This window comes from Candidatus Phaeomarinobacter ectocarpi, assembly GCF_000689395.1.
GTDB lineage: Bacteria > Pseudomonadota > Alphaproteobacteria > CGMCC-115125 > CGMCC-115125 > Pyruvatibacter > Pyruvatibacter ectocarpi.
Genome location: NZ_HG966617.1, coordinates 2,131,786 through 2,145,351, shown reverse-complemented (window position 1 = coordinate 2,145,351; position 13,566 = coordinate 2,131,786). Strand labels below are relative to the sequence as shown.

Annotated in this window: 11 protein-coding genes; 5 read left to right on the top strand and 6 right to left on the bottom strand. The window is 59.3% G+C overall.

The genetic code is table 11. The annotated features are described in order from the left end of the window. The 4 genes from BN1012_RS10375 to ligA all read left to right on the top strand — a co-directional run. A partial coding sequence (locus tag BN1012_RS10375; protein WP_043949564.1) for a UDP-3-O-acyl-N-acetylglucosamine deacetylase occupies positions 1-228 on the top strand: 228 nt, incomplete at its 5' end. A gap of 302 nt (positions 229-530) precedes the next feature. After that, positions 531-1,313, top strand: coding sequence for an outer membrane protein assembly factor BamD (locus BN1012_RS10370; RefSeq protein ID WP_043949563.1), 783 nt, complete (start codon positions 531-533; stop codon positions 1,311-1,313). Positions 1,314-1,338: 25 nt separating this feature from the next. Further along, on the top strand, positions 1,339-3,018 hold the full coding sequence (gene recN, locus BN1012_RS10365) for a DNA repair protein RecN (RefSeq protein ID WP_043949562.1): 1,680 nt from the start codon (positions 1,339-1,341) through the stop codon (positions 3,016-3,018). Further along, positions 3,015-5,138 (top strand): NAD-dependent DNA ligase LigA, encoded by a 2,124-nt coding sequence (gene ligA / locus BN1012_RS10360; protein ID WP_043949561.1) that lies wholly within the window; start codon positions 3,015-3,017, stop codon positions 5,136-5,138. The genes recN and ligA overlap by 4 nt, the downstream gene beginning before the upstream one ends. On the opposite strand, the gene BN1012_RS10355 is transcribed toward ligA, so the two are convergent. From BN1012_RS10355 to BN1012_RS10340, 4 genes are all read right to left on the bottom strand, one after another. Then, positions 5,135-6,982, bottom strand: coding sequence for an aminopeptidase P family protein (locus BN1012_RS10355; RefSeq protein ID WP_043949560.1), 1,848 nt, complete (start codon positions 6,980-6,982; stop codon positions 5,135-5,137). The genes ligA and BN1012_RS10355 overlap by 4 nt on opposite strands. 40 nt (positions 6,983-7,022) lie before the next feature. Further along, the gene (locus BN1012_RS10350; RefSeq protein WP_043949559.1) at positions 7,023-7,892 is read right to left on the bottom strand and encodes a 50S ribosomal protein L11 methyltransferase; all 870 of its coding nucleotides are present in this window, start codon (positions 7,890-7,892) and stop codon (positions 7,023-7,025) included. Then, entirely contained in the window at positions 7,889-10,222 is a 2,334-nt protein-coding gene (locus BN1012_RS10345; RefSeq protein WP_043949558.1) for an ATP-dependent helicase, read from the bottom strand. The genes BN1012_RS10350 and BN1012_RS10345 overlap by 4 nt, the downstream gene beginning before the upstream one ends. A 65-nt stretch (positions 10,223-10,287) precedes the next feature. Continuing rightward, on the bottom strand, positions 10,288-11,916 hold the full coding sequence (locus BN1012_RS10340) for a chloride channel protein (protein ID WP_052535069.1): 1,629 nt from the start codon (positions 11,914-11,916) through the stop codon (positions 10,288-10,290). A gap of 182 nt (positions 11,917-12,098) precedes the next feature. Here BN1012_RS10340 and BN1012_RS10335 point away from each other — a divergent pair, with 182 nt between their 5' ends. Then, complete coding sequence (locus tag BN1012_RS10335; RefSeq protein ID WP_043949557.1) at positions 12,099-12,404, top strand: hypothetical protein; 306 nt, start codon at positions 12,099-12,101, stop codon at positions 12,402-12,404. 3 nt (positions 12,405-12,407) lie between these two features. Here the strand turns inward: BN1012_RS10335 and BN1012_RS10330 are convergent, their stop codons facing one another. Continuing rightward, entirely contained in the window at positions 12,408-12,923 is a 516-nt protein-coding gene (locus BN1012_RS10330; protein WP_197538298.1) for a pentapeptide repeat-containing protein, read from the bottom strand. After that, on the bottom strand, positions 12,920-13,438 hold the full coding sequence (locus BN1012_RS10325) for a thioesterase family protein (RefSeq protein ID WP_043949556.1): 519 nt from the start codon (positions 13,436-13,438) through the stop codon (positions 12,920-12,922). The genes BN1012_RS10330 and BN1012_RS10325 overlap by 4 nt, the downstream gene beginning before the upstream one ends. Positions 13,439-13,566: the final 128 nt, after the last annotated feature.

Sequence of the window (13,566 nt, the reverse complement as noted above, 5' to 3'; positions counted from 1 at the left end):
AAAATGCTCGATGCGATCGGTGACCTGTATGTTCTGGGCGCCTCGGTCATCGGCCGGTATCGCGGTGTGCGCTCCGGCCACGCGCTGAACAACCAGCTTGTTCAGGCTTTGCTGAATGAACCAGATGCTTTCGAGATTACGACGGAAGCCCCCGGTACATCTGTTCAGGTTCCAGCTGCCGCTGGTGGGTCAGCAGGTGTTCTTTCCGCCGTCGCTGCCCCAGCCTAAGCAATCAAAACACCCCACATTTTCGTGCTGATGGGCATATTGCCCCGGTTTGACGGGAAATGCGCCCTATTGCAGGGTCCAAGCGCATTGCAGGCCCATACCGCAGTCGTTTAATGTCTGCGGTAACAAGCCGCTATGCCTCTTTGACTCGCTGGAGCGGGACCCTGAGGCACCGGGCCAGCAAGCCCAGTCGGCACCCCGATACACTGACCGGATAAATGATGCGATCAATGGTGAAGCGTATTTCCCCGTCCACTTCTTCCAGTCTTGGCCCGCGTGCATTAGTACGTGGACTGGCTTTGATGGCTGCCCTGGTAGTCGCTGCATGCGGCGGGCCTGACAGCGAGGAACTGGCGTATGAAGAGCGCCCGGTCAATGAGCTTTATAACGAAGCCATTGATGAACTGGAGGGCGGCAATTATCGCGCAGCTGCCCCCCTGTTTGATGAGGTGGAACGCCAGCACCCGTATTCGATCTGGGCACGTCGGGCCATCCTGATGGCTGCCTTCTGCCACTATCAGGTCAATGATTACGACAGTGCTGTTATTGCCGCCCAGCGGTTCATTGCGCTCCACCCCGGCAACCCCAATGTGGGCTACGCCTATTATATTGTGGCGCTGTCCTTCTACGAGCAGATCACCGACGTGGCGCGTGACCAACGGGTGACCGAGCGCGCTCTGCGCGGCCTTGAAGAAGTGGTCCGCCGCTTCCCGGACAGCGAATACGCCCGCGACTCCCGCCTCAAGGTTGATCTCACCTACGACCATCTCGCCGGCAAGGAAATGCATATCGGCCGCTGGTACCTGCAGCGCGATCAATATGTCGCCGCCATCAACCGATTTCGCACGGTCGTCACCCGTTACCAGACAACCACCCATACGGCTGAAGCGCTGCACCGCCTGTCAGAAGCTTACATGGCGCTTGGCGTTGCCCATGAAGCGCAAACAGCCGCTGCTGTGCTTGGGTACAATTATCCTGGCAGCGAGTGGTATGAGTATTCCTATGCCCTATTGGCCAATGACGGATTGCAGCCGCTTGAAGACCGAGCGTCGTGGATCAGCCGGGCCTGGAACAGCGTCTTTTAGACGCCAAACCCAGGGGTAGCGACCGATGCTATCGGCCCTTTCCATCCGAGATATTGTTCTTATTGAGACGCTTGATCTCAAGCTGAATGGCGGGCTGAGCGGCCTGACCGGCGAAACCGGTGCGGGCAAATCCATCCTTCTTGATTCACTGGGCCTTGCAACGGGCGCACGGGCTGATGCCGGACTGGTGCGGTCTGGTGCGAAGCAGGGCAGTGCGACAGCCATCTTTGATATGCCTGAGAGCAAAGCGGTTACCAGCCTTCTTGACGAGGCGGGTATCGACCATGACGGCGAGCTCATCCTGCGCCGGGTGCAGACCAGCGACGGGCGTACGCGCGCCTTTGTGAATGATCAGCCGGTCTCCGTCGCCTTGCTTCGGCAACTAGGCGATTTGCTGGTTGAGGTTCATGGCCAGCACGACACCCATGGCCTTCTGGATGCGAGTACCCATCGCGGCATGCTGGATGCATTTGGCGGTTTTGAAGGCAAGGTCAGCGAACTGACCAGCCTACATGGTGCCTGGCGGGAGCTGCAAAGAGAACTGGTCAGGCTGACGGAAGAGATCGAACGTGCTCAGGCTGACGCCGACTATCTGCGTGTTGCTGTTGGTGAGCTGAACGAGCTGTCCCCGGAACCCGGCGAAGAAGTTCAGCTGGCACAGGACCGCACCTTGATGATGAGTGCGGAGAAAATCTCGACGGACTTAAGCGAGGCGTTGGACATTCTGGAAACGGATGGCGGCATCGAGACCAGACTGTCTTCTGCTTTGCGTCGGCTTGAAACGCAGCGAGAAAACGCAGCGGGTCGGCTGGACGCGGCCGTTTCATCGCTTGATCGCGCGATTGTGGAATCTGCTGAAGCGCGCGCGCAGGTGTCAGCCGCCCTTGCCGATCTGGAATTTGATCCGGACCGGCTGGAAACCGTTGAAAGCCGTCTGTTTGCGTTGAGGGCTGCCGCCCGCAAGCACAGTTGCTCCGTTGATGACCTGCCGCGTATCGCTGAAAGCCTGGCCGCTCGCCTGGGCGACATTGATGGTGGAGAAGGCCGGCTTACCGAGTTGCGCAAGTCAGTCGATAAGGCGCGCGATGCCTATATCGCAAAGGCCAAGGCGCTTTCTTCGGCGCGCAAGTCAGCAGCCAAGAAACTTGATGCCGCGGTGGTCAACGAGCTTCCGCCTTTGAAGCTGGACAAGGCGCGCTTTCGGTCCGAGATAGACGTGTCACCTTTTGATGAAGGTGGACCTGAAGGCATCGACAAGGTTCGGTTTGAAGTGGCAACGAACCCCGGTGCACCCTTTGCCCCCTTGGCGAAAATTGCATCCGGTGGTGAGCTCGCGCGTTTTATGCTGGCGCTGAAAGTCTCACTCGCGGCGCGCGGTGGTGCGCCGGTGCTTGTCTTTGATGAAGTGGATGCGGGTGTCGGCGGTGCGGTGGCTCAGGCGGTGGGAGACCGGTTGGCGCAGCTTGCTGAAAAAGTGCAGGTGCTTGTTGTAACCCACAGTCCGCAAGTCGCAGCCCAGGCAGACAACCATCTGAAGATTGAGAAGCGCGTGAAGGGCAAGGCAAAGTCCAGCCTGCCAGCAACGCATGTTGATCATCTGGAGCGTGATGCGCGCCGTGAAGAGATCGCACGCATGCTTGCCGGCGCCACTGTGACAGACGAAGCGCGGGCAGCAGCCGATCAACTGATCGGAGCTGTGTCGTGAGTGCAGCCAAGTCCGGCGACCCTGCTAGCATCAAGGTGCTGGACCTCACCGAAGACCAGGCTGCACAGGAGCTTGAGCGTCTGGCGCATGAAATTGCGGCGCATGACGAGGCGTACCATCACGACGACAAACCGGTCATCTCTGACGCGGATTATGATGCCCTGCGCAAGCGCAACACGCAGATAGAGAAATGCTTTCCGGCGCTTATCCGCGAAGATTCTCCATCCGGCCGTGTGGGCGCGGCACCATCCGAAAAGTTCGATAAGGTCCAGCACGCTGTGGCCATGCTCTCGCTTGGTAACGCGTTCACCGATGACGACGTGAAAGAGTTTGGCCTGCGGGTCAGTCGGTTTTTGGGCCTGAAACCGGATGAGGAACTTGCCTATACAGCCGAACCCAAGATCGACGGCCTGTCGGCCAGCCTGCGCTACGAAAAAGGCGCGTTGGTGATGGCGGCCACCCGTGGCGACGGCTCCGAGGGTGAAAACGTCACCCGCAATGTGCAGACCATCAAGGACATTCCCCAGACGCTGGCAACAAAATCACCGCCGGATGTTTTTGAGGTGCGTGGTGAGATTTACATGAGCCATGCAGCCTTTGCCGCATTGAACGAGCAGCAGGTGGAAGCGGGCAAGGATCCGTTTGCCAATCCACGCAATGCCGCGGCAGGCTCTTTGCGTCAGCTGGACCCGACAATCACAGCGTCACGTCCGCTGCAGTTTTTTGCCTATGCGTGGGGGGAGGTGTCTGACCTTCCAGTTGAGACCCAGGATGAAGCCGTTCAATTGCTTGGCAGTTATGGCTTTCCGGTCAATCCGCTGATGAAGCGATGCACCAGCACAATGGACATGATCGCTCACTACCATGCCATTGAAGAACAGCGCTCGTCGCTTGGCTATGACATTGACGGCGTCGTCTACAAGGTGGACCGGCTCGACTGGCAGGCGCGACTGGGCTTTGTCACGCGCAGCCCGCGCTGGGCCATTGCCCACAAGTTTCCCGCTGAGCAGGCGATTACTGTTCTCAATGACATCGAGATTCAGGTCGGACGTACCGGTGCCCTGACACCGGTAGCGAAACTTGAACCGGTGACAGTTGGTGGCGTCGTGGTGTCCAATGCGACGCTCCACAATGAAGACGAGATTGCCCGAAAGGACATTCGCATTGGCGACACTGTTGTTGTGCAGCGGGCAGGAGACGTTATTCCGCAGGTTGTGCGTGTCCTCACGGAGAAGCGCAACGGTAAGGAAGTTGCCTTCAAGCCCCTGTCGGTCTGTCCTGTATGCGGAAGCCATGCGGTGCGTGACATCAACGAAAAGACCGGCAAGGAAGACGTGGTGCGTCGCTGCACGGGTGGTCTTATCTGTGAGGCTCAGCTTGTTCAGCGGCTGAAGCATTTTGTCGCGCGCAATGCGCTGGATATTGATGGCCTGGGTGCCAAGCAGGTGGATGCGTTTCATGGCCTCGGCTGGCTGCATAGCCCGGCAGATATCTTCAAGCTCAATAGCCACGCGGAAGAGGTCAAAAAAATGGAGGGGTGGGGCGAGACATCCGTTTCCAACCTCATGGCTGCCATTGATGCACGGCGCGAACCTGACCTTGGACGCCTGATTTATGGTCTGGGCATTCGTCACGTTGGCGCAACGACAGGTCGATTGATGGCGCGCAGCTATGGCACGTTCGAGGCCTTCATGTCGGCCATGATTGCGGCGGGAGAAGACCGCGAAGGTGCAGCCTATCAGGAGCTTGTTGGAATCGACGGCGTTGGTGACGTGGTTGCCGATGCGCTTGTGGAGTTTTTCAATGAGGCCCGCAATCGTGAGGTGATCGATGCGCTGCTCGCAGAGGTAACGCCGCAAGAGGCAGAGGCGGTTGTTGCTGACGGATCACCTGTGGCCGGCAAGACGCTGGTCTTTACCGGCACACTTGAAAAAATGTCCCGGGCTGAAGCCAAGGCGCGGGCGGAATCCATGGGCGCCAAGGTGTCGGGCTCTGTATCCGCCAAGACGGACCTGTTGATTGCCGGGCCAGGCGCGGGATCGAAGCTCAAGAAGGCGGAGAGCCTGGGTGTTGAGGTCATCGATGAAGATGCCTGGATCGAAATGGCCGGCCAGAATTAGACCGGTTTCACCGCCTCTTCGAGCCAGCGTAGATCTTCCGGCGGCAGGAGTGGGCTCAAAGTTTCCAACACGCGCGCGTGGTAGTCGTTGAGCCAGGCTCTTTCGTCCTCGGAAAGCAATTCCGGCAAGATCAGTGTGCGATCAATCGGGGCGAGGGTGAGCGTTTCAAATGCCATCATGGGCCGCTCGCCGCCGTCGATCTCTTCTCCAGCAGTGACCGTGACCAGATTTTCAATCCGGATGCCGTAAGCGCCGGTTTTGTAGAATCCGGGCTCGTTTGACACGATCATGCCGGGGTCCAGCGGCACATTGTGAGGCAGCTTGGAAATGCGCTGCGGACCCTCGTGCACGGACAGGTAGCTGCCGACGCCATGGCCTGTGCCATGGTCAAAATCCAGCCCGGCCTGCCACAGGGCATTGCGCGCCAGCACGTCCAGCTGGGAGCCGGACGTTCCATTTGGGAAGCGCGCCATGGCCAATGCGATATGCCCCTTGAGAACGCGCGTGAATCTATCGCGCACGTCCTGCAGGTCAGGCGTGTTGGCTGGTTCACCGACAGATACGGTGCGGGTGATGTCGGTTGTTCCGTCCAGATACTGCGCACCGGAATCAACCAGATAAATGTCGCCTGGGTTGAGGGTCCGGTCGGTGGCTTCCGTCACCCGGTAGTGAACGATGGCGCCGTTGGGTCCGGCACCGGAAATGGTGTCGAACGACAGGTCCTTGAGGGTGCCGGTCTCCGCCCTGAAGTTTTCCAACGCCTGTGCCGCTGAAATCTCAGTCACCTGCCCCTTGGGCGCTTCGCGGGATAGCCAGGCAAGGAAACGGGAGACAGCGGCTCCGTCGCGCACATGGGCGGCGCGGGTGCCGGCGACTTCTGCTTCATTCTTGCGTGCTTTTGGCAGGACGCAGGGGTCATCGCCTGCCCGAATGACCGCGCCCGCATCGACCAGCCTTTGACGGATCCAGTCGGCGGCACTCGTCTCATCGAGGCGAATTTCTTTCTTCGCCGCACCGAGTTCGTCCAGCGCTTCTTTCAGACGGCCGGGGGCATGCAGCGTGACCTTATTGCCAAGGTGTGACCGGGTCTGCGGCGTGAGCTTGCGGTCATCAATGAAGAGATCGGCATGGCCGTCTTCATGCAGAATGGCAAAGGACAGGGGCAGGGGCGTATGTGAGACGTCACTGCCACGAATATTGAACAGCCAGGCGATGGAGTCCGGCTGGGTCAGAACGGCGGCGTGAACGTCGGCGTGTTCCAGTATGTCCGAAACACGGGCCAGCTTGGCTTCGTGGTTTTCTCCAGCATGTTCGAGGGGATGCGGAATAACTTCGCCATAGGGAATCTGTGGCTGGTCCGCCCAGACTTCGTCAATCAGATTGTCTGTGCAGGGCACCAGCTCTGCACCGGCCTTTTTGCAGGACTTGCGCAAGCGGTCTGCTGCGGCTGCTGTATGCAGCCACGGATCAAATCCAAGGCGCGCGCCATGGGTGAGGTTTTCTTCTATCCAGCGTGTCGCGGGTTCGTCCACCAGATGCTGCGCGTCGAAGATGGACATATCCACCTGATCGCGCACCTGCAGAGTGTAGCGGCCATCAATGAAAATGGCGGCCTTTTCCTTGAGGACAATCGCCATGCCGGCAGACCCGCCAAACCCCGTCAGCCATTTCAGGCGCTCGGCGTGGGGGGGCACATACTCGCCTTGATGCTCATCCGAACGCGGAATGATGAAACCATCCAGCCCGTGGCGGGCCATGGCGTCGCGCAGCAGCGCCACACGGGGTGCCCCTACGGTTGGGTCCGGGTTGTCTGAGAAAATCTGGTAACCGATTGCCTGATCCATACTCCCTATTTAGGCGCAAAGGCGGATCAGGCCAAGCGGACTATCGCTTTAGAAGGAGTGTCATCCATTCACCAAGGGGATAGCGGGCGCCGATGACGAAGCCCTGCCCCCGATAGGTCGCCTCCACGGCCCGCGACTGGTGCCTTAGAAGTCCTGAGAGAATCACATAGCTGCCCGGACGCGTGAAGCGCCGCATGTCCGGTGCGAGGCTGATAAGCGGCCCGGCCAGCACATTGGCCATGACCAGACCGAACGGTGCCTGTTCGCGCACGGCTTCGTGCTGGAAGCCTGTTGCTTCGACGGCGTCCACCAGTGGACCAACGCCATTTGCTTCTGCCGCTGCTTTGGCAAAGCGCACCGACGGCTCATCAATATCACCGCCAAGAACAGGCAGTTTGGTCACGCTGGCATAGGCGATGGACAGGATGCCGGTGCCACACCCAAGGTCGAAAACGGGGCCATCAACGCCACGCTTCAAAAGATCGTCCAGTGCCATAAGACAGCCAGAGGTGGTGGGGTGCTGGCCAGTACCAAAGGCTTCACCGGCCTCTATGAGCAGGGAGTGGGTGCCACCAGGCGCGGGTTCGTCATGGCTTCCATGGATATGGAAACGCCCGGCGCGCACCGGCTTAAGATCCTCAAGGCCGCGTTTGACCCAGTCCTCGTTTTCCAATGGTTCAAGGGTGAAGCCCGGTTCATGTCCCAGCGCCTGCTCGATGAGGGCACTGAAATCAGCGCGGTCCGGCTCTTCTGCCAGCAGGACAGTCACCGCATAGTCCCCGCCGATTTCTTCGAAAGCTGAAACAGACAGAACGTCAGGATTGGTTTCGGTCAGCCAGTCAGTAGCGGTATCTGCGTCTTCTCGCGTGAGCTGAATGACGGCCTGCCAGAGGTCCGGTTCTTTACTCATGGCCGCTCCACAAAACTCGCGATCACCTTTTTGGTGCCTGCTTTTTCAAATTCGACCGTCAGCTTGGTGCCTTCAATATCCTGAATGCAGCCATAGCCGAACTTTTGGTGGAAGATACGCTCGCCGCGCTCAAAGCCCTCCGCATCGGGAGCAGAGGTGGCAATCAGCGTTGCCTGCGCGTCAATCATCGGTGCCCGCCTGGGTGGCGTTGCGTGATTGCCTGCCTTGGCCTTGGCGCGCTGCCAGCCGGGACTTGAATATTCGCTGCCTGCAAAGCCGCCCTCATCAAAGCGGGAGGGGCCGTAGGAATAGGTGTCGCCCTGGCTTTCGACTTCGACATTTGTTTCGGGCAATTCATCGATGAAGCGCGACGGCAGGGAGTTCTGCCACAGATTGTGGATGCGCCGATTGGCAGCAAAGGAAATCTTGGCGCGCTGCTTGGCGCGGGTAATGCCCACATAGGCCAGACGGCGTTCTTCTTCGAGGCCGGCCAATCCGCTTTCATCAAGGGCGCGCTGATGGGGAAAGAGACCTTCTTCCCAGCCCGGCAGGAAGACTGTTTCAAACTCCAGGCCCTTGGCCGCGTGCAGGGTCATCAGGTTGATCTTGTCGTCAGCTTCCTGATCTTCCCGGTCCATTACCAAGGACACATGCTCAAGGTAGCCTGCCAAGTTCTCGAACTGCTCCATTGAGCGCACGAGTTCCTTGAGGTTGTCGAGGCGGCCAGGTGCATCCGCGGATTTGTCGTTCTGCCACATTTCGGTGTAGCCGGACTCGTCGAGAATTTGTTCAGCGAGTTCCGTGTGGGGTAGGGCGGGCATCAGTTGACGCCAGCGCTCGATGCTTTCCACAAAGATGGTCAGGGCGCGGCGTGCCTGCGGCTTCAGCTCTTCTGACTCAATCAGCGGGCGTGCGGCACGCCAAAGCGACGTGCCCTGTGCCCGCGCAGCCTGATGCAGGGTTTGCACGGCGACATTGCCGAGGCCGCGTTTGGGTTTATTGATGATGCGCTCAAAGGCCAGGTCGTCATCCGGCTGGGCGACGAGGCGGAAATAGGCGTTGGCGTCGCGAATTTCGAGACGCTCGTAGAAGCGGGGGCCGCCAATGACGCGGTAGGGCAGGCCGAGATTTATGAAGCGGTCTTCAAACTCACGCATCTGGAAGGAGGCGCGTACCAGGATTGCCATCTCGTTAAGCTGGTGGTCCTTGCGCTGAAACTGCTCGATGTCTTCGCCGATGGTCCGGGCTTCTTCTTCGCCATCCCAGACGCCGCGCACGGTCAGCTTTTCGCCGTCATTTGCATCGGTCCACAGGGTTTTGCCAAGGCGGCCTTCATTGGCGGTGATGAGACCTGAGGCTGCTTGCAGAATGTGGGGTGTCGACCGGTAGTTCTGCTCCAGGCGCACGACCGTAGCGCCGGGGAAGTCTTTTTCAAATTTCAGGATGTTGTCGACTTCAGCGCCGCGCCAGCCATAGATGGACTGGTCATCATCCCCGACGCAGCAGATGTTCTTGTGGCCGCGCGCAAGGAGCCGAAGCCACAGATACTGGGCGACGTTGGTATCCTGATACTCATCCACCAGAATGTATTTGAACCGCTGCTGGTAATCTTCCAGCACTTCCGGGTGTTCCTGGAAGATGCGCAGATTTTCTACCAGCAGATCGCCGAAATCGACGGCGTTGAGAGTTTTGAGGCGGGCCTGGTAGGCCGCATAGAGTTCAGCACCCTTGCCATTGGCAAAGGCGAAGCTTTCTCCCTTGGGCACCTGGTCGGGGGCAAGGGCCCGATTCTTCCAGCTGTCAATGAGGTTGGCCAGCTGACGGGCAGGCCAGCGTTTTTCATCAATGTCGGCCGCCTTGATGATCTGCTTCATCAAGCGCACCTGGTCGTCTGCGTCCAGAATGGTGAAGTCTGATCTCAGATCGACGAGCTCGGCATGGCGGCGCAGAATTTTCGCCCCCAGCGCATGGAATGTGCCGAGCCACTGCATGCCTTCGACCACGCCACCTATGAGCGCGCCGATGCGCTGCTTCATCTCGCGTGCGGCCTTGTTGGTGAAGGTCACAGCCAGTATCTGGCCGGGCCAGGCACGCTTGGTGTTGAGCACATGGGCGAGACGGGTGGTGAGCACCCGGGTTTTGCCTGTTCCGGCGCCTGCGAGCACCAGAACAGGACCATCCAGAGCTTCAACGGCCTGTCGTTGCGGGCCGTTCAGGCTGTCCAGATAAGGCGTGGGCGCAGCAACACCTGCCGCCGCCCGTTCCGAAATGGACGGGCCGCGCGCTGTTTCCTCTTCAGGAATGTCGCCAAGGTCAAAAGGGTCGCTCATCAGAATCGGGAACTTAGCATGAACATGCGTCGCGGCGAGGCAGAAAGCCGCAAATCAGGAATGTCCTACTCGTGTTCTTCCCGAGAGGCTTCAACCAGGGCTTCATTGTAGGCGCGCAAGGCGTCTGCATGGCTGACTGTTCCCACGATTTCGAGGTGTTCTGAAGGTTGAACCACCGGCAATGTCTCGTGCTGAGAGGCCTCGAAGAGGGCCAGCGTTTTCTCCAGCGTGTCGCCGATGAACAGCCGCTCGTCGTCCTCGTCCAGTTTCTGGAGTGGTGTGTTTTCATCATCCACGACGCGCTGCATGAAATCCTGCACCAACACCGTCTGCAAGATCTGCCAGCGCGGCCCGCCATAGAGCCGCAATCCACGGCGTTCCAACTGCCAGTGGAAGAAGCTTTTGCCCAACAGACCCTGCGTCAGGGCAGTGGCGATGGAGATCGCGACCATCAAGGCCACTGTCATTTCATAGCCGCCGGTCAATTCGAAGGCGATTAGCAGGGTGGAGAGCGGCGCGCCAAGGACTGCACCTGCAACCGCCCCCATGCCAACAATGGCGTAGACCGCGTGGGTGGAGAATGCGATCTCGGGTGCGGCTTGCGCGATGATCAGTCCAAAAGCGCCGCCGGTCATGGCGCCCAGATACAAGGCTGGCGAAAACACACCGCCGCCAAATCGGCTGGCGATGGTGATTGCGGTGGCGAGTGTTTTCACGACGATGAGGCTCAGCAGAAGCACCAGACCAAACTGACCCTGCAATGCCGCATCGGTGGCTGCATACCCAACGCCAAGAGCCTGCGGATACCAGATGCCGATGGCGCCGATGATCAGACCTCCAAGGACGGGCCGCAGCCACAAGGGAATGCTAACCTGCCGTGCCAGTGTGTCGGCGCGCATGATCGTTGCCATGAAAGCCATGGCAACGAGGGCGGACACGACGCCGAGCAGGGCGAAGGCTGGAAAGTCAGCCAGGCTGGTGATCATGTATTCGGGAATGACGAATGTGGGAGATGACCCCATGTGGATGCGGGCGAGCAACGCGCCCACCACACTGGCGATGACGATGGGGCCGGATGCCCGCAAGGCGTAGTGGCCCAGAACAACTTCCAGTGCGAACAAAACCCCTGCGATGGGCGCATTGAAGGAAGCAGCGACAGCCGCCGCTGCACCGGCTGCCAGCAGTGTCCGCAGATGGGTTGGCGTGAAGCCGAAACGCTCCCCCAGAAACGAGCCAAGAGTGGCGCCCAAATGGACCGCGGGGCCTTCGCGGCCGGCACTGGCACCACCGCCCAATGAAATGATTGATACGATGGCGCTGCCCAGACCCTTCCACAGGGGCAGGCGTCCAGCACCCACCGCTCGGGCTTCAATCACATCCGCCACGCCTTCGGCGCGATTGCCAGGCTGCAAAAAGGTCAGCCACAGGCCAACTACGAGGCCTGCGGTGGTTGGCCCTGCGATGATCAGCCAGGCGGGGGTCTCCTGTAGAAACCGGAACAGATTTTCTTCGGTTTCTCCGAGCCAGAGATACTGGATGCCGCCAATGGCGAGCCGGAAGCCGATTGCCGCGTATCCTGCCAGGACACCAACAAGCAGCGCTGCCAGCCATACGCGAGGCACGGGCGACGTGGTCGCGCGGCGCAGGGCGTTTTCGAGCCTGATGCGTTGGGATGTCAGCGGGGTGTCACTCATGCACTCGAAATTCCCTTTCTGACACATGGATAAACCGGGAAACGGCATCATGAAAGTAAAGGCTTAACCAAAGTGCCGGTTTCCGGCCTGAATTTGACCATGCTCGCGGGTCCCGGGAAGTCCGATATGCGGTCAGGCTACGTAGGAAGGAGCAGGGTCACGAGAGTTGGAGGCACTCTAGAATGGGTAATGTTGTTGAGTTTACGCGGCGGTGTTCGGAAATCGCTGGCGACACGGTCACCAAGACAGATGAACTGGACGACCTGGGCCGAAGGGTTGCCGGGATCGTTGAGGCCATCGACAAGCAGAAAGCCGAAATTGCTCAATTTCGTGCGCATATGGACAGGCTGCGGGACGAAATGAGCTCCCTGGACGTGTCTGTGGTGCGCTACAGGGAACGGGTCGACTCAATTCCTCACAGGCGACTGCGCCAGCAGGCGCGCAGTCTGGAAGCGATGCTTGCGCGCTGCGCACCGGCGCAATCCTAGGTGCTACTTGCACTGCCCGATTGAATCTGGTCCGCAGATATAGGTGCCGTTGGTCCAGGTCGCGCCGGTAAGATCCGCATCCAGAATATCTGTACGGCCCAGACGGGCATTGGTCAGGTTCGCACCGCGCAGGGTTGCCTTGAACAATCGGGTGCGGCGCAGATCAGCGCCTGTCAGGTTTGCGCCGTCAAGGTTTGCGCGCGTGAAATCCGCTTCACGCAGATCAGCGTTGGTGAAGTCGGCCTGTTCTGCGCGTGCGCGCATGAGTTTTGCGCGGCGCGCATCAACATCAACAAGCGTTGCCTGAATGAGGATTGCGCGGAGCAGGCGGGCCTCCCGCAGCTTGGCGCCGGTCAGGTCAACGCGCGACAGGGGTTTGTCTTCAAGGTAACAGCGATGCCAGTTGACGCCGGGGAGGGCGGGGCTTTGACAATCCGCACCAATTTGTTGTGCCTGTGCCGGCACTATGTGTGCAGGCACGAAGAGAACCGTCAGAACCAGGAAGAATAGTTGGATCACGCGCTTGTCGCTCCTGCGGACTTTTTGGGAATGCCGATCACGCGGCCGACCTGAGGTTTGATGGGCAACTCTTTATGGGCGTCTTTCAGGGCCTGCAGTTCCGCCAGTACCCAGTCGGGCATTACGGCGGAGCGCCGAGACTCCATGCTCACATGGATGCCAATCTGCTCCATGGTTGCGGCGAGGTAGCCTTCTTCTGCGTGATACATCTCCAGGAACATATGGATGCGCTTGGCATCAAAGTCGAGCAATTGGCAGGTCACTTTGATGGGGTCGTGCAGGGACAGTTCCTGCGCATAGGTCACATGGATTTCAGCTGTGAAAACAGATGCCAACTCTTTGGTGACGTAATCCTCGCTTATGCCCACATCCATAAAAAGGGCATCTACCGCCTTGTCGAACACGGTGTTGTAGAAGGCCATGTTCATGTGGCCATTGTAGTCAATCCACTCCTCGATGACCTTCATGGGAGGCGCGACGAGGGGAGCTGTGTAGGACTTTGTGGCGGCGGTCATAGTGTTGCCTGCTATCATACCAATTAAACTGTTGGTGCTGATCATAGGGGGAGCCACGGCCAATCCCCAAGCGGCTTGGTCGCCTATGTACCGGGCAACGCTATAAGAGTGCTGGTGAACGGGTGCTG